Source organism: Mesorhizobium sp. AR10 (assembly GCF_024746795.1).
Taxonomy (GTDB): domain Bacteria; phylum Pseudomonadota; class Alphaproteobacteria; order Rhizobiales; family Rhizobiaceae; genus Mesorhizobium.
This window is the reverse complement of sequence record NZ_CP080524.1, coordinates 1,089,698-1,105,372: the sequence shown is the minus strand read 5'-3', so window position 1 is coordinate 1,105,372 and position 15,675 is coordinate 1,089,698. Positions and strand designations below refer to the sequence as shown.

The following is a 15,675-nucleotide window of genomic DNA, read 5'->3' as shown; positions in this document are numbered from 1 at the left end:
GTCGCCAGCACCAAGAAATTGCCGCTGTGGATGAGATGCGGACTATAGAATCCGTCCCCAAACTTGTCCCCAGCCGCCCGGCGAAGCCGACAGCGCATCGAATTGTGGACAAACTGCCATCTGATACAGTCCATTCCAGCCGGCCGATTTTTCGGCCCGGTTTATCCACATTCGCCCACAGCCTGGAATGGACCCTGTGAACAAACCCCAGAGTTTCTTTCACCTCCATCTGATCTCCGATGCTACCGGCGAAACGCTGCTGGCCGCCGGCCGCGCGGCTTCCGCGCAGTACAAGGACGCGCGCGCCATCGAGCATATCTATCCGCTCATCCGCACCGAAAAGCAGGTGGCGAAAGTGTTCGAGGACATCGAGGAGGAGCCTGGCATCATCCTCTACACCGTCGTCGACCAGAAGCTGGCGCGCGGCATTGACGAACGCTGCGCGACGATGGGGCTGCCCTGTGTCTCGGTGCTGGAACCGGTGCTGACGGTGTTCCAGTCCTATCTCGGCACGCCGGCGGGCCGCCGCGTCGGCGCCCAGCATGTGCTGGACGCCGAATATTTTCGCCGCATCGACGCGCTCAACTTCACCATGGACCATGATGACGGCCAGTTGCCGGCCAATATGGATGACGCCGACATCGTGCTCATCGGCATTTCCCGCACCTCGAAGACGCCGACGTCCATCTATCTCGCCAATCGCGGCATCAAGACCGCCAACATTCCGATCGTGCTTGGCGTGCCGGTGCCGGAAAGCCTGGTCAACGCCAAGACGCCGCTGATCGTCGGGCTGATCGCCACCGCCGAGCGCATCTCGCATGTCCGGCAAAATCGCGTTCTCGGCAACAGCAGCGACTACGAAGCTGGCGACTATGTCGACCGCGCCGCGATCACTGAGGAACTCGCCTATGCCCGCCAGATCTGCACAAGGCATGGCTGGCCGATGATCGATGTCAGCCGCCGCTCGATCGAGGAGACCGCGGCGGCGATCGTTGCCCTGCGGGGGAAGAACAGGTAGTGAGGCGCTTCCGCATACGCAGGGTTGAGGTAGTGTCCGAAACGTCGCGATCCTTCGCGCCCCGCCAACCTTTGGAAACCTTCTGCATCGCGGCGGTCAACGACGATTAACCGGGCGAACCCATGACCGAAAAAATCATCCTCGCTTCCGGCAGTCCGTTCCGCAAGGCGATGCTCCTCAATGCCGGGCTCGACATCGAGGCGGTTCCCGCCGACGTCGACGAACGCGCGCTCGAAGCGCCTTTGGAAGGCGTCTCGCCCGAAGACGTTGCCGCGATCCTTGCCGAAGCCAAGGCCACCGAGGTCAGCGAGCGCAAGCCTGGGGCCCTGGTGCTCGGCTGCGACCAGACGCTGTCGCTCGGTGACGAGGTGTTCCACAAGCCGGCGGACATGGAAGGCGCGCGCCGCCATCTGCTGGCGCTGTCGGGCAAGACGCATCAGCTCAACAGCGCTGGCGTGCTGATGCGCGACGGCGAGGTTCTGTGGCGGCATGTCGGCATAGCAAGTCTCACCATGCGCAAGCTCGATCCGGCCTTTATCGGCCGCCATTTGGCGCGGGTCGGCATGAAGGCATTGGCCAGCGTCGGTGCCTACCAGATCGAAGGCGAAGGCATTCAGCTCTTCGAAAAGATCGAAGGCGACTACTTTACCATTGTCGGCCTGCCGCTTCTGCCGGTGCTGGCGGAACTTCGCGCGCTCGGAGCCATCGATGGCTGAGGTCGAGAAAAAAGCTTTCGTCACCGGCCACCCGATCGCGCATTCGCGGTCGCCGAAGATCCACGGCCATTGGTTGGCCAAATACCGCATCGAAGGCAGCTACCAGCCGATCGACGTCGCGCCGGACGACTTTGCCACGTTCCTGAAAACGCTGCGGGAGAATGGCTTCCAGGGTGGCAACGCCACCATTCCGCACAAGGAGGCCGCCTTCGCCCTGGTCGATCGCCGCGATGAGGCCGCCGAACAGATCGGCGCTGTCAACACGCTTTGGTTCGAGGATGGCGAATTGTGGGGTGGCAATACCGACGCGCATGGCTTTGCCGCCAATCTCGACGACCATGCGCCGGACTGGGCAAGAAATGGTCCGGCGGTGGTGCTTGGCGCCGGCGGCGCGTCCCGCGCCGTCATCCATGCGTTGATTGAACGTGGCGTCAGCGACATCCGCATCGTCAACCGCACGCTCGCCCGAGCGCAGGAATTGCAGCATCGTTTCGGCGCCGGCGTTTCCGCCCATGGCTTCGACGCGACCAACGAACTGCTTGCCGGAGCCGGCCTGCTGGTCAACACCACGGCGCTCGGCATGCACGGCAATGAAGGCCTGTCGGCCGATCCGGTCAGATTGCCGGACCGGGCCATCGTCACCGACATTGTTTACGTGCCGCTGGAGACGCCGCTGCTTGCTGCAGCGCGCGCGAGAAACCTGAAGACAGTCGACGGGCTTGGCATGCTGCTGCATCAGGCGGTACCGGGCTTCGAGCGCTGGTTCGGCAAACGGCCGGAGGTCACCGCTGATCTGCGCGCACTCATCGTCGCCGATATCGGCGCCAAACAATGATCGTGCTCGGCCTCACAGGATCGATCGGCATGGGCAAGTCGACCACGGCAAAGATGTTTACCGAGGCTGGCGTTCCGGTCCATGATTCCGACGAGACCGTGCATCGCCTCTACGCCGGCAATGCCGTTCCCCTTGTCGAAGCGGCTTTTCCCGGAACAACCGTTTCCGGTTCGGTCGATCGCACAGAGCTGGCCGGGCGCGTGCTTGGCGATGTTGCCGCGCTGAAAAAACTGGAGGCGATCGTCCACCCGCTGGTCCGCGCCGATGCCGACGCCTTCCTGGCGAAAAACCGTACCGCCGGCGCGCCGCTCGTCGTCCTCGACATCCCGCTGCTGTTCGAAACGGGCGGCCGGGGTCGCGTCGACAAGGTCGTCGTCGTCACCGCGCCAAAGGAAATCCAGCGCGCCCGCGTGCTGGCGCGGCCGGGGATGAGCGAGGAGAAGCTGGCGTCGATCCTGGCAAAACAGGTTCCCGATGCCGAAAAGCGCAAACGTGCCGATTTCGTCATCGACACCGGACAAGGCGTTGATGCCGCGCGCGCGGCGGTCAAGGCCATCGTCAGCGAGCTGGTCGGGGGATAAGCGCGGCAAGCCTGTCCGCTGACGCTTGCTGTCTCGGCCCCGCGTCGCCATCTTGTGCGGGACCTTGCCTCCAGCAGACTGATTCGATGCGCGAAATCATCTTCGACACGGAAACCACCGGCCTCGATTCCCGCGAAGACCGCGTCATCGAGCTTGGCGGCGTCGAGTTGGTCAACCGCTTTCCGACCGGCCGCACCTTCCACAAATTCATCAATCCGCAGGGACGCGCGGTTCACGCCGAAGCGCAGGCGGTGCACGGCATCAGTGCGGCTGACCTGAAGGACAAGCCGACATTTGCCGAGATTGCCGAGGAGTGGCTAGCCTTTATCGATGGCGCCAAGCTGGTCGCCCACAACGCCACTTTCGACATCGGCTTCCTCAATGTCGAATTCGGCCGGCTGGGTCACCCGCTCATCGACAATGGGCTTGTCGTCGACACGCTGGCTCTGGCGCGCCGCAAGCATCCGATGGGGCCCAATTCGCTGGACGCTCTGTGCCGGCGCTACGGCATCGACAACGGCCATCGCACCAAGCACGGCGCCTTGCTCGATTCGGAATTGCTGGCCGAGGTCTATATCGAGCTCATCGGCGGCAAGCAGGCAGCGCTCATCCTCGACAGTGTCGCTTCGCCTTCTGCTGGAAGGACGGATGTCGACTATATCGACATTACCATCGGCGTGCGACCAGTCCCCCTGGCGCCGCGTCTGACCGACGCCGAGCGTGCCGCGCATGCCGGCATGGTCGGCACGCTGGGTGAAAAAGCGCTCTGGCTGCGGGTGGCGGCGGGCCTAACCGGAACACTGGATCGGTAGCGATCCTTCGTGCCCCCCCTCTGCCCTGCCGGGCATCTCCAAACAAAAAACCCGGCACAAAGGCCGGGCTTTTTCAAATCACTGTGCAGAGTTACCTCAGCTCACCTTGACCTTCGCCGCCGCCTGGTCCTCGGCCAGCTTCTGCTGGAACATCTGCGCGAAATCGATCGGGTCGAGCATCAGCGGCGGGAAGCCGCCATTGCGCGTCGCTTCGGCAATGATCTGCCTGGCGAACGGGAACAGCAGCCGCGGGCATTCGATGAACAGGATCGGCAGCATGTGCTCCTGCGGGAAGCCGCTGATGGCGAACACGCCGCCATAGACCAGCTCGACATTGAACAGCACTTCCTGATCGAAGGAAGCCTTGGCGTTCAGCGTCAGGTTGACGTCGAACTGCTTGTCCGAAAGCGGGTTGGCGTTGACATTGACGTTGATGGCGATGCCCGGAGCCTTGTCGCGGCCGCGCAGCGAATTCGGTGCGCCGGGGCTTTCGAAGGACAGGTCCTTCACATATTGGGCAAGCACGTTGAGCGACGGCTGCTCCGTGTTGCCGTTGCCATTGGCGGCGCCGACCGGCGCGTCATCTTTGCTGGCCATGAGCCGTTGTCCTTTTGCCTGGGCGACGATGCGGCCCGAATTGAAATCGGGCGTTCGCTACCATGGTCGGCATGACAAGACAAGGTTTGCCGCCTTCAGCTACTCGTCCTTGAGGCGGCGCCAGGGCGAATTGTGATCCGGTCCGCGGCCATAGTCGTCGGCGCGCGAATAGTCGCCGTCTTCGAGATCGATGGTCTTGCCGCGCTGCCGGGCCCTAAAACCGCCAGTGCCGAAATCGGTCGCCAGCACGATGCGGCTTTTCAGCATCCGCCAGGCAAGGTTCCGAACCGGCGGCAACAACAACAGAATGGCCAGTATGTCGGTGATGAAACCCGGAATGATGAGCAGGATTGCCGCCAGCACGATCATCGCGCCATGTGCGAGCTGGTGGCTTGGATCGCGCCCGGCGTCCATCTCGGCGCGGACGCGTGTCATGACGCCGAAGCCTTGATGCCTGAGCAGCAAGCCACCGGCGATGCTGGAAGCCAGCACCAGGCCGACGGTCGCCAATGCCCCGATCTGGCTGCCGACAATGACGAAACCGGCAATTTCCAGCAGCGGGAGTGCGAGAACAAGCAGAGGGAGCAGCGAAATGCGCAAGTCTTGACCGATCGTTTCCATGTTTTGCCGGCCGGCGAGCAATCGCCGCTGGCACTGAGGCTGTTAGATAGGTATGGCTGCCTTTGATTTGAATGATTGCGCCATGCGTTCTATATGCTTTGAATGTTGAACGCTATGCGACCGCGGCCTGTTGATTGGCCGGCGGTCCGGCCAGGGTAGGGATCGATTGGCGGAAGATATGGGATTTTTCGACTTCGGCACGATTTTCTTTCTGATCGCGGCGGTGGTGATCTTTTTCCAGCTGCGCAATGTGCTCGGTCGCCGCACGGGAAGCGAACGCCCGCCCTTCGATCCCTATACGGCGAGCCGCACGGGCGACAAGGATGCCGCCCAGAAACCCGAGAATGTGGTTTCGCTGCCGCGCAAGCGGGCGCCGGGAGAGCCGGTTGGCGACACCTATGCAGAGATCGACGCCTTCGCCAAGCCTGACACGGACCTCAACAAAGGCCTGCGGACGATCAAGGACAACGATCCGACATTCGATCCGAAGACCTTCGTCGACGGCGCCAAGATGGCCTATGAGATGATCGTCATGGCCTATGCCGACGGCGACCGCAAAACCCTCAAGAACCTGTTGTCGCGCGAGGTCTATGACGGCTTCGTCGCCGCAATTGGCGACCGCGAGGCGAAATCGGAAAAGATCCAGTCCTCCTTCGTCGGCATCGACAAGGCCGACATCGTCTCCGCCGAGATGAAGGGGGGCGAGGCCCATCTCACCTTGCGCATCATCAGCGAACTGATTTCGGCGACCCGCGACAAGGCAGGTGCGGTCATCGACGGCGATCCTGAAACCGTCGCCGAGGTCAAGGATGTCTGGACCTTCGCCCGCGACACGCGCTCGCGCGATCCGAACTGGAAGCTCGTCGCCACCGAGGAAGAAGACTGAGCCCGGGGTCAGCGGCGAGGCTCCGGTGTCGCTATCTCCTCTCTTTGTCGAAAAATCCTTCGATGATCTCCCCGGCTGGGGTGATGACGATCATCTGGCGGCTTTTGCCGCCTTCCGGCGCTCGGCCTTCCATGTCCTGGCCAGGCCCTATCGTTCGGGCGCGCTCGGCGTCGACTTCACCGCCTTTGCCGAGGCCTATGCGCAAGCGCGCGCCGTTTCGCTGCCGAATCGACCCTCGTTTTCGGCTCGGAATGAAGCCCGCAGCTTCTTCGAACGCTATTTCTCTCCTGCCCGCATAGAAGCCGAAGACGGTGGCCTCGTCACCGGCTTCTACGAACCGGAGGTCGAGGCCTCGCCGGTGCGCACGGACCGCTTCACGGTGCCGCTGCTGTCGCGCCCGGCCGATCTCATCGACATCGACGACGCCAGCCGTCCCTCAGGCATGGATCCCTATCTCGCTTTTGCCCGCGACACGCCGCACGGGCCGGTGGAATATTTAGACCGTGGCGAGATCGAGCGCGGCGCGCTTGCCGGCGAGGACTTGCCCGGCGAGGGCTTGGCCGGCAAGGGCCTGGAAATCGCCTGGCTCGCCGACAAGGTCGATGCCTTCTTCATCCATGTGCAGGGCGCGGCGCGGCTGAACATGACCGACGGGCGGCTGCGCCGCATCACCTATGCCGCCAAGTCCGGCCAGCGCTTTACCGGACCGGGCAAGATTCTCAGCCAAATCGGCGAGATTCCGCTGGAGAAAGTGACGATGCAGTCGATCCGCGCCTGGTTCAAGGCGCATCCGGATCGCATCGACGAGATCCTGTGGCAGAACCGCTCCTATATTTTCTTCCGCGAAGCGGCGGTCGAGGATGCGGCACTCGGTCCGATTGCCGCCGCCAAGGTGCCGTTGACGCCGGGCCGCTCGGTTGCTGTCGACCGCCTGCTCCACACATTCGGCACGCCGTTCTACATCGATGCGCCTTCGCTGACCGCCTTCGACAGCAAGCCGTTCCGGCGGCTGATGATCGCGCAGGACACCGGCTCGGCCATCACCGGGCCCGCGCGGGGTGATCTCTTCGCCGGATCGGGCGATGCCGCCGGCGAGATCGCCGGGATCGTCCGCAATGCCGCCGATTTCTATGCGCTGGTCCCACGCTCGCTCGTTGCAGGGGCGGTCCGATGACCCGGCGCTCAGACAGCGAAGCCAGGCTGAGCGAGGACGACCGGGTCCTGTGGAACCTGGTGGCGCGCACCGCCAAGCCGCTGAAGGGCAGAACCGCCGTCGATATTCCGGACTTCGGCGTTGAGACCAGGCCAACGCCATCGCCGGCCCAGGCTGGTGGTGTTCCGGCCGTGGTCCCGAAACCGAAGGCGCAGCATGTCTCCCATGCACTCGACGAACCGACACTGGACAAGCTGTCGAAGGGCCGGCTGCCGATCGAAGGTCGCGTCGACCTGCATGGCCTGACCCAGGACGAGGCCTATTCGCTGCTGTTTTCGTTCCTGCACCGGGCGCATGCCGGCGGCATCCGCTATGTGCTGGTCATCACCGGCAAGGGTTCGTCGTCGGGTGGCGACGGCGTCTTGCGGCGTGCCGTACCGGCCTGGCTGTCGACGCCGGCTTTCCGGCCGCTTGTCTCCAGCCATGATCATGCGGCGCGTAATCATGGCGGCTCGGGCGCGCTCTACATCCGCGTGCGACGGCTCCGCCCATGAGGACTTGGCTGTGACCCCGTTCGGCGAAAAGCTTCGGGCGCTGCGAAATGAACGCGGCGTCAGTCAAAAGGTCATGGCCGAGGCGATCGGCGTCAGCGCTGCCTACCTTTCGGCGCTGGAGCATGGCCGCCGGGGCGCGCCGACCTGGACGCTGATCCAGAAGATCATCGGCTACTTCAACGTCATCTGGGACGATGCCGAGGAGCTGGCGCGGTTGGCCGAGGCCTCGCATCCGCGCGTCAAGATCGACACGTCGGGCCTCACCCCCGCCGCGACGGAACTGGCCAATCTCCTGGCCGAAAACATCGAAAAACTCGACGAAGCGGAGCTTCGCTGCATCACCGCATCGATCCGCGCCGCGCTTGGTCGCACGGCGAGGTGAATCTGTCCGTCGGAAATTCTACTGGACGGCGCCGACCAGAACCTGCTGACCACCGCGGATCGAAACCCAGCGGCCGGTATTGTCGATCGCCTGCCGCTTGAGGAAGCGATAGCCGGTCTGGTCCCACGAGCGAACCTTGTCGGTCAGGTTGTCGAGGACGTAATCGCCCTTGTCGGTGCGCACGGTCAGCACCGCATGGCCCTCGCCGTCGGGTTTGCGCACGACGGTCATCAGAAGATCGGCCAGCGACACACCCATGCGGTTCAGGTCGCGACGCTTTTCCAGGACATAGTCCTCGCAGTCGCCAACGCCGTTGTCGGGATACGCCCAGACCTCGTCCCTGCCGTAGATGTCATAGTCGCTCATCGGCTTGACGGCGGCGTTGACCTTTGCGGTGACGCTGGCCAGCTTGCGCATGAGCGCATCGGTCATCGTGGCGGGTGCGAGGTTGCTCGGGCGGATCGAGCATTCGCCCGGATGAGCCCGGCAAAAATCATAATGTCCGATCGGTTGCGAGGTCGGGCCACCGGTGACCATCGGCCCGGCCGCCGAAGCTGCTCCAGCCCAGCATCCCGAAAATGCCAGTCCTGCGACTGCACACAAGCGCAGCGTCCGTGCCATCGGTGAGGAAGTCATTGTCCCCGTTCGCCCTTGTTGTTAACGAAAGGTTAAAGGGGATTTACAGTCCGTGTCAATTGTGAAGAGAAACAGATTCTCTGGCATGGTTACCCGCACCTCCCCAACAGCGGCTATTGTGCAACAGATCGGTTGGGCAGCAGCCAGAGCGTGACCGCGAAAAGTGGGATCCGGTTCCCGGAAAAGATCCTGCTCAAACAAAAAGATAGGCCGGCGCTGCGTGCCGTTGCTTCAGCCCTTGGCCGAGCGGACCAGCCTGGGCTTCACCGCAACGCGGCTTTGTCGGCCGTAACTGGTAATGAAGTCGACGATCCGCGGCACGATTTCGGAGCGGAAGCGCGAGCCGTTGAAGACGCCGTAATGGCCGACCGCCGGCTGTACGTAGTGGGCGTGCCTGTCGGCGGGGATGTTGGGGCAGAGGTCGTGCGCGGCCTGGGTCTGGCCGAGACCGGAAATGTCGTCGTTCTCGCCCTCGACGGTGAACAGCGCGACATTGCGGATCGCCTTGGGATCGACGGCGACGCCGCGATGCATCATCTCACCCTTGGGCAGAGCGTGACGGACAAACACGGTATCGACGGTCTGCAGATAGAATTCCGCCGTCAGATCCATCACCGCCAGATATTCGTCGTAGAAATCGCGGTGCTTCACGGCGTTGTCGCCATCATGCTTCACCAGATGCATGAAGAAGTCCTTGTGGGCCGTGATGTGGCGGTCGAGGTTCATGCTCATGAAGCCCGAAAGCTGCAGGAAGCCGGGATAGACCTCGCGGCCGAAGCCCGGCACCGGCCAGGGCGCATGCATGATGACGTTGTCGCGGAACCAGTCGATGCCCTTTTCCTTGGCCAGCAGATTGACCTGCGTCGGGTTGCGGCGGGTATCGATCGGCCCGCCCATCAGCGTCATGGTCGAGGGAACGAAGGGGTCGCCGCGCGTTTCCATCAGCGCCACCGCCGCCAGCACCGGCACCGAGGGCTGGCAAACCGCCATGACATGAGTGTCGGGGCCCAGCGCGTGCAGCATGTCGATGATGTAGTCGATATAGTCGTCGAGGTCGAAGCTGCCGTCGGCAAGCGGCACCATGCGGGCATCGACCCAGTCGGTGATGTGCACATCGGCATGGGGCAGCATCGCTTCGACGGTGCCGCGCAGCAGCGTCGCATAGTGGCCGGACATCGGCGCCACGATCAGCAGCTTAGGATCCGGCTTTCTCTCGGCGGGAACAGCCCGTTCGAAGCGCAGGACATTGCAGAACGGGCGTGACCAGACGGTCTTTTCAGTGACGTCGACGCTTTTCCAGTCGATCACGGTCTTCGTCAGGTCGAAACGCGGCTTGCTGTAGCGACGCGTGGTGCGCTCGAACAATTCGGCGGTCGCCGCGACCGAACGGCCCCAGGACGTATGCGAAAACGGATTGAGCGGATTGGTGTAAAGCATCCGCACCGCATCCGCGTAGGCGCGGGCGGGCTGCAAGACTGCATGGTTCATTTCGTAGAGCTGGTAGAACATTAAGAACCCCGCTGCTGCATACGACCGAAGGGGACGACGAGCAGCGCCGAGCCCTAGAATCTCGCGCGGAGGTTAACAACTAATTGCTGCGATGCAATACGTCACGTTACGTGAAATATTCTCATCCTTTCGTCCAACCCATTGAGAATCAGTCTCGAACGGCAAGAGCCGGCTCAATGTGCGGCTGCGAAGGCGGATGCATGTCGCCAGAAGTGCGCTGCGGTTTTTTGGGGATAACGACATGCATAAGAGAAAAAGCGCGCCGCGCGTCTTCAGCATGCGATGCCCGGCATGGAGCCGGACACGAGACAGGTCAGACGCGCGCCATGCAGACGGAGGTATGGCCCGAGCCGATGAAGCCGAGGCGACTGGCGGCGCCCTTCGACAGGTCGAGCACGCGTCCCTTGATGAACGGGCCGCGGTCGTTGATGCGCACGACGACGCTGCGGCCGTTGTTGCGGTTGGTCACCTTCAGCTTCGTGCCGAACGGCAAGCTGCGGTGCGCCGCGGTCATTGCCGACGGGTTCATGCGCTCGCCGGAAGCGGTTTTGGAGTGCAGGGCGTACCACGAGGCACGGCCGCATTGAGCGGCGGCGGGGGAGACGGATGCGCCGACCATCAGGCCAGCCGCTATCGTCACCGCGACAAGCGCGGTCTGGGTGTTCTTCTTCATGTAGAAATGACTCCGTTAACAGACCTGAGCCGGTAGGGGTCGAATAAGGCAGGAAATGCGGCAAACGTCTGGCGGTTCCGTGGCGATGGCACACGTTTGGAGTCAGCAGGAAACAGTTTGTCAGGATTCTTTAACCATGCACCGCTGTATCGCTCGTGATTATCGTGCCGGTATCGGGATATCTTCGGCAAGATTCGACGTTACTATGCAAGTAGAAACACACGCGACTGGACCACTTCCTTTCGCACTTTTATCGCGGCCACGATGCAGTTCGAGATCGACTTGGGAAAGGGATTCCAACGATGAGACTGGTCAGGAATCTGCTGGCATTGCTTGTGCTGGCCATTGGCGTGCTGTGGTCGCTGCAGGGGCTCGGCCTTGTCAGGGGAAGCTTCATGACCGGCCAGTCGCAATGGCTCTATATTGGCATCGTCACCGTGCTGATCGGCCTGGCAGGGTTGGCTTGGGCGAACCGCTCGCGCATCTGATCGGGCGTCACAATTCGCACCGACACCATTCACTGCGACCAGTATTGCCAGGCCCAGTAGAAACCTTCGTCGCGCGGCTGCAGGCGGTCGCGCTCGGCGTCCAGGCGGACCGGCGTGGGCGATCGCGGTTCGTCGTCGGCCGGCCGCATGTCCCTGACCCGGGTGAAACGAAGCTGCTTGCCGAGAAAGGCAAACAGCGTTGTGGTCGAATGGTCGATCATCCGTGTCTCTCCTTTCAGTTCATTCGCGTCCCGCCCACGGAACGAGCTGGCGCTCGATCCGGCGGATGATGAATTCCAGCACGAAGGCGATGGCCGCGATCACCAATATGCCCATCACCACCACGTCGGTGACGAGGAACTGGGCGGCTGACTGGATCATGAAGCCAAGCCCGCGTGTCGCCGCCACCAGCTCGGCGGCGACCAGCGTCGACCAGCCGGCGCCGAGCGCGATGCGCAGGCCGGTCAGGATCGAGGGCAGCGCGCTGGGCAGGATCACATGCCGGACCACCTGGCGCTGTGTCGCGCCAAGCGAGCGGGCGGCGTTGATGCGCTCCTGCGACACGCCACGTACACCCGCGGCAGTCGAAAGCGCCACCGGCGCCAGCATGGCGATGGCGATCACCAGGATCTTTGACGGCTCGCCGATGCCGAACCAGATGACGACAAGCGGCAGATAGGCGAGCGGCGGGATCGGCCGCAGGAATTCAAGCAACGGATCGAAAATGCCGCGCCCGATGGTGCTGATGCCGATAGCGAGGCCCACCGGAACGCCGACGACGATGGCCGCGATCAAGGCGGCGAACACGCGGCCCAGGCTGGCGGCAATATGCTGGAGCAGCGTCGCGTCGACGAAGCCGTCGCTGATAACCACGATGAATTTGTTCCAGACGGCGACGGGCGAGGGAAGAAAGACTGGTGACACCAGCTGCAGGCGGGCCGACAGCGCCCACACCGCCAGCACGGCGAGGATGGTGACAGCGTTGACCACGCGGGCCGAAATGCCTTTGCGCTTCGGGCTGGGTCGCGACCACGGCACCGACAAGGCAGCGGTCTCGTCGAGCTTGGCGATCGGCCGTTCCGTGTAGGAGGAGATGGTCACGCCGCCTCTCCCTCGAAGATCGCGTCGGTAAGCTCGCCGCGCGCCACGGCAAAGGCCGGGTCGGCCTTGATGCTGCGAATGGCTTCGCCTCCGGCGTAACGCCGGCTGAAGCCCGTTTCGAAAGTCTGCACCACTCGTCCCGGCCCGGGGGCCAGCACGACGATGCGGGTGGCCAGCACCAGCGCTTCCTCGATGCCGTGCGTAACCATCAGCACACCGGCGTGGCTTGCCGTCCACAGATCGAGCAGCGTCGTCTGCATGCGCTCGCGTGTCAGCGCATCGAGCGCGCCCAGCGGTTCATCGAGCAGCAGGAATTCGGGTTCGGCGGCCAAGGCGCGCGCCAGGCCGACGCGCTGGCGCATGCCACCGGACAGTTCCCAGATACGCTTGTCGCCGGCGCTGTCGAGTTTGACCAGCGCCAAAAGGTCGTCGGCGCGCCGCGCCCGTTCAGCCGGCCGGACGCCGCGCAGCCGCAGAGCAAAGGCGACATTCTCGCGCGCGGTCAGCCACGGAAACAGCGCGTCGTTCTGGAACACCACGGCCCGGTCGGAGCCTGGGCCGGTGATCGGCCTGCCGTCGATCGCAGCACTGCCACGCACCGGCGCGACCAGGCCGGCGGCGACATTGAGCAGCGAGGTCTTGCCGCAGCCGGAGCGGCCGACCAGCACGACAAAGTCGCCCTTGGCGACATCGATCGACACGCGCTCGACGGCCGGCGCTGCCTGGCCGTCATAATGAACCGAGACCTTATCAAGCACGAGATGCGGCATGGAGCCTCGCGGAACATCTGAAGAAGATTTGCCTGCCCCGAAGCCGCTCCTCGTCAGCGGTTCGGGGCAGGCAGCACGCGGCGTCCGGGAAGAAGACGCGCGCGCGTTAGGGTCAGTTGGAAGCCAGCGCCTCGGTGACGTATTTCGACGACACGTATTTCGAATAGTCTGAAAGCACGGCGTCGATCTTGCCTTGCTCCTTGAGGAAGGCCGATGCCGCCTCGATCGCCTTGACCGTGCCGCCACCGAGGAACTTGTCCGATGCCTGCTCGTCGAGCGTCGGGAAGACATAGCCCTTGAGCAGCAGCGGCACGTCTTCCAGCTTGGCGCCGGTGATCTTGGCGATCTTCGCCGCCTGTGGCGACGACACCGACCAGGCGTCCGGCTTGGCCAGGAACTCGGCATAGGCCGCGCCCGTCACCTTGACGAAGTCGCGCACCGCTTCCGGATTCTTCTCGGCAAAGTCGGTGCGCACGATCCAGGCGTCGAAGGTCGGCGCGCCCCAGGCGGCAACCTGCGAGGAATCCAGCACGACCTTGCCGCTGGTCTTGATCTGGCCGAGCGCCGGATCCCAGACATAGGCCGCGTCGATGTCGCCGCGCGCAAAGGCGGCAGCGATTTCCGGCGGCCGCAGATTGAGGATCTCGACCGACTTCGGATCGACGTTCTCATGCTTCAGCGCGGCAAGCAGGCTGTAATGCGTGGTCGAGACGAAGGGTACGGCCACCTTCTTGCCGGCGAGGTCGGCGATCTTCTCGATGCCGGCGCCGTTGCGGGCAACGAGCGCTTCGGATTCGCCGATCAGGCCGACGATGAAGATGGTCTGGATCGGCAATTCGCGGCTGGCCGCCGCGGCCAGCGGGCTCGATCCGACATAGCCGATGTCGACCGAGCCGGAAGCCACCGCGGCGATGACATCGGCGCCGGAATCGAATTTCCGCCAGTCGATCGTGGCCTTGGTCGCGCTCTCATAGACGCCGTCGGCCTGCGGCACTTTCGAGGGTTCGACCACCGTCTGGTAGCCGATGGTGATCTTGAGGTCGTCCGCGTAGGCCGGGCTGAGGAAGGCCGCACCCGCAAGCGCTGCCGACGACAGGAGAACGATACGTCGCGTAATGGTGGACATGAAAGGCTCCATGAAAAATGAGAAAACCGGATTGCCATTTCATAGTCAGCTAATTCTATCGTTCTTGTAGAGTTAAATCCTTCCAACCGAAGCGGGCTTGTTAGAAAAAAGCTGTCGGTGACGGGCTGGCGAGGCGGATGTGGCGGCTGTGGTCGACGTCCGCCTGCTATCGACAGACGAGTGGAGAAGATGCCTGCCCAGGTTCGTCAGGAGGGAGCGTCTTTCATTCTCCGCCGCTGCATTCTTTGGCCGTGACCTTCGAGCACCGCAGCGTTTCAAAAGGCTGGCGATTGCTGCAGCCTGCGGACGAGAATTCCCCCCACGCTCGCCAGTCAGCAAATCCATGCCTCAAACAGCCAGCGATTTGAAAACCCTTTCCGCGTGTTCGAGGCTAAGTATAGTAGTCTTATCGACATTGACGAGTTGGAGGCGACGATGAGCGACCACCGCATCACCACGATCGTTCGCGGCATGCATCAGCCTTCAAGCGTGCCGCCCTTTGTCGCCCTGCTACCGGCCGAGCGCATTTCTGTGCTCTCAAAGGCACAAAGGCCGGAAAAAACGGCCACAGCCGCTTGAAAATCGAGCAAAATCAACGTTTCTCGGCTTGTATATCATGTCACTAGAATTTATGTGTCATGGATGCTTGGACGCGGCGGGGAGGCACGCCAGGCGTTTCGCAACCGATGGCCGCAAGCCATCGCATGACAGAGAAACGTTCGGTTTATGCTCACAAAAAAGGGTAAGTACGGCCTCAAGGCGCTCGTACACCTCGCGCAATTGCCGGTTGGACAGCTCGCCTTCGTTGGCGATATCGCGGCCGGGAACAACATCCCGAAGAAATTCCTCGACGCCATCCTCGGCGAGTTACGCAATGCCGGGTTCGTGCAGAGCCGCAAGGGCAAGGACGGCGGCTATCGTCTTGCCCGCCCGGCCGATGAGATCAAGGTCGGCCATGTCGTGCGCGTGCTCGACGGGCCGCTTGCGCCAATTCCTTGCGCCAGCCGCACCCAGTATCAGCGCTGTGAAGACTGCAACGAGGCGACATGCCAAGTCCGACATCTGATGCTCGAGGTCCGGCAGGCGATCGCCGAGGTGCTCGATCAGCGCAGCCTAGCCGAGATGCGCGATATCGGCCTCGACGACCTTACGGTCGCGAGGGACATCGACGACCTTCCGGTTGCGGTGAAAGTCCAGGCCTGAATCAACGGCTGAGC

20 protein-coding genes are annotated in these 15,675 nt (G+C 63.1%); 11 read left to right on the top strand and 9 right to left on the bottom strand.

Annotated features, from left to right (window positions below):
* Nucleotides 1–196 precede the first annotated feature (196 nt).
* The 5 genes from LHFGNBLO_RS08765 (at nt 197) to dnaQ (ending at nt 3,962) form a co-directional block, all read left to right on the top strand.
* A complete protein-coding gene (locus LHFGNBLO_RS08765; RefSeq protein ID WP_258605925.1) occupies nt 197–1,018 on the top strand; it encodes a pyruvate, water dikinase regulatory protein in 822 nt (273 codons plus the stop codon).
* A gap of 122 nt (nt 1,019–1,140) precedes the next feature.
* Nucleotides 1,141–1,734 (top strand): Maf-like protein, encoded by a 594-nt coding sequence (locus LHFGNBLO_RS08760; protein WP_258605924.1) that lies wholly within the window; start codon nt 1,141–1,143, stop codon nt 1,732–1,734.
* Nucleotides 1,727–2,569: a shikimate dehydrogenase gene (locus LHFGNBLO_RS08755; protein WP_258605923.1), complete on the top strand. Its 843-nt coding sequence runs from the start codon at nt 1,727–1,729 to the stop codon at nt 2,567–2,569. Before LHFGNBLO_RS08760 ends, LHFGNBLO_RS08755 begins: the two co-directional genes overlap by 8 nt.
* Nucleotides 2,566–3,150 carry a dephospho-CoA kinase gene (coaE, locus tag LHFGNBLO_RS08750; RefSeq protein WP_258605921.1) on the top strand — a complete coding sequence of 195 codons (585 nt, stop codon included), beginning with the start codon at nt 2,566–2,568 and terminating at the stop codon, nt 3,148–3,150. Before LHFGNBLO_RS08755 ends, coaE begins: the two co-directional genes overlap by 4 nt.
* Nucleotides 3,151–3,236: 86 nt before the next feature.
* Complete coding sequence (dnaQ, locus tag LHFGNBLO_RS08745) at nt 3,237–3,962, top strand: DNA polymerase III subunit epsilon (RefSeq protein WP_258605919.1); 726 nt, start codon at nt 3,237–3,239, stop codon at nt 3,960–3,962.
* 96 nt (nt 3,963–4,058) lie between these two features.
* On the opposite strand, the gene secB is transcribed toward dnaQ, so the two are convergent.
* Both secB and LHFGNBLO_RS08735 read right to left on the bottom strand, forming a co-directional pair.
* Complete coding sequence (gene secB / locus LHFGNBLO_RS08740; RefSeq protein ID WP_258605917.1) at nt 4,059–4,559, bottom strand: protein-export chaperone SecB; 501 nt, start codon at nt 4,557–4,559, stop codon at nt 4,059–4,061.
* A 99-nt stretch (nt 4,560–4,658) separates the two neighbouring features.
* Complete coding sequence (locus tag LHFGNBLO_RS08735) at nt 4,659–5,159, bottom strand: FxsA family protein (RefSeq protein ID WP_319944232.1); 501 nt, start codon at nt 5,157–5,159, stop codon at nt 4,659–4,661.
* 199 nt (nt 5,160–5,358) lie between these two features.
* Between LHFGNBLO_RS08735 and LHFGNBLO_RS08730 the strand changes: the two genes are divergently transcribed.
* From LHFGNBLO_RS08730 to LHFGNBLO_RS08715, 4 genes are read left to right on the top strand one after another with little or no spacing between them, the layout of a single operon-like run.
* Complete coding sequence (locus LHFGNBLO_RS08730) at nt 5,359–6,066, top strand: Tim44/TimA family putative adaptor protein (protein ID WP_258605913.1); 708 nt, start codon at nt 5,359–5,361, stop codon at nt 6,064–6,066.
* Nucleotides 6,067–6,091: 25 nt separating this feature from the next.
* Nucleotides 6,092–7,240 (top strand): murein transglycosylase A, encoded by a 1,149-nt coding sequence (locus LHFGNBLO_RS08725; protein WP_258605911.1) that lies wholly within the window; start codon nt 6,092–6,094, stop codon nt 7,238–7,240.
* A complete protein-coding gene (locus tag LHFGNBLO_RS08720; RefSeq protein WP_258605909.1) occupies nt 7,237–7,773 on the top strand; it encodes a Smr/MutS family protein in 537 nt (178 codons plus the stop codon). The genes LHFGNBLO_RS08725 and LHFGNBLO_RS08720 overlap by 4 nt, the downstream gene beginning before the upstream one ends.
* A 10-nt stretch (nt 7,774–7,783) precedes the next feature.
* Nucleotides 7,784–8,155 carry a helix-turn-helix domain-containing protein gene (locus tag LHFGNBLO_RS08715; protein ID WP_258605907.1) on the top strand — a complete coding sequence of 124 codons (372 nt, stop codon included), beginning with the start codon at nt 7,784–7,786 and terminating at the stop codon, nt 8,153–8,155.
* An 18-nt stretch (nt 8,156–8,173) separates the two neighbouring features.
* On the opposite strand, the gene LHFGNBLO_RS08710 is transcribed toward LHFGNBLO_RS08715, so the two are convergent.
* The 3 genes from LHFGNBLO_RS08710 to LHFGNBLO_RS08700 form a co-directional block, all read right to left on the bottom strand.
* Complete coding sequence (locus LHFGNBLO_RS08710) at nt 8,174–8,791, bottom strand: transglutaminase-like cysteine peptidase (protein ID WP_258605906.1); 618 nt, start codon at nt 8,789–8,791, stop codon at nt 8,174–8,176.
* Nucleotides 8,792–9,022: 231 nt separating this feature from the next.
* Nucleotides 9,023–10,300, bottom strand: coding sequence for a polyhydroxyalkanoate depolymerase (locus LHFGNBLO_RS08705; RefSeq protein ID WP_258605904.1), 1,278 nt, complete (start codon nt 10,298–10,300; stop codon nt 9,023–9,025).
* A gap of 313 nt (nt 10,301–10,613) precedes the next feature.
* On the bottom strand, nt 10,614–10,973 hold the full coding sequence (locus LHFGNBLO_RS08700; RefSeq protein ID WP_258605902.1) for a septal ring lytic transglycosylase RlpA family protein: 360 nt from the start codon (nt 10,971–10,973) through the stop codon (nt 10,614–10,616).
* 302 nt (nt 10,974–11,275) lie between these two features.
* Here LHFGNBLO_RS08700 and LHFGNBLO_RS08695 point away from each other — a divergent pair, with 302 nt between their 5' ends.
* Nucleotides 11,276–11,461 (top strand): hypothetical protein, encoded by a 186-nt coding sequence (locus LHFGNBLO_RS08695; RefSeq protein ID WP_258605901.1) that lies wholly within the window; start codon nt 11,276–11,278, stop codon nt 11,459–11,461.
* Nucleotides 11,462–11,490: 29 nt separating this feature from the next.
* Here the strand turns inward: LHFGNBLO_RS08695 and LHFGNBLO_RS08690 are convergent, their stop codons facing one another.
* From LHFGNBLO_RS08690 to tauA, 4 genes are all read right to left on the bottom strand, one after another.
* Nucleotides 11,491–11,682 carry a hypothetical protein gene (locus tag LHFGNBLO_RS08690; RefSeq protein ID WP_258605899.1) on the bottom strand — a complete coding sequence of 64 codons (192 nt, stop codon included), beginning with the start codon at nt 11,680–11,682 and terminating at the stop codon, nt 11,491–11,493.
* 19 nt (nt 11,683–11,701) lie between these two features.
* Nucleotides 11,702–12,562 carry an ABC transporter permease subunit gene (locus tag LHFGNBLO_RS08685; protein WP_258605897.1) on the bottom strand — a complete coding sequence of 287 codons (861 nt, stop codon included), beginning with the start codon at nt 12,560–12,562 and terminating at the stop codon, nt 11,702–11,704.
* Entirely contained in the window at nt 12,559–13,332 is a 774-nt protein-coding gene (locus LHFGNBLO_RS08680) for a taurine ABC transporter ATP-binding protein (protein ID WP_258605896.1), read from the bottom strand. The genes LHFGNBLO_RS08685 and LHFGNBLO_RS08680 overlap by 4 nt, the downstream gene beginning before the upstream one ends.
* Nucleotides 13,333–13,444: 112 nt before the next feature.
* A complete protein-coding gene (gene tauA / locus LHFGNBLO_RS08675) occupies nt 13,445–14,458 on the bottom strand; it encodes a taurine ABC transporter substrate-binding protein (protein ID WP_258605895.1) in 1,014 nt (337 codons plus the stop codon).
* Between the two features lie 726 nt (nt 14,459–15,184).
* On the opposite strand from tauA, the gene LHFGNBLO_RS08670 reads away from it, so the two are divergent.
* Nucleotides 15,185–15,661 (top strand): RrF2 family transcriptional regulator, encoded by a 477-nt coding sequence (locus LHFGNBLO_RS08670; RefSeq protein WP_258605893.1) that lies wholly within the window; start codon nt 15,185–15,187, stop codon nt 15,659–15,661.
* Nucleotides 15,662–15,675: the final 14 nt, after the last annotated feature.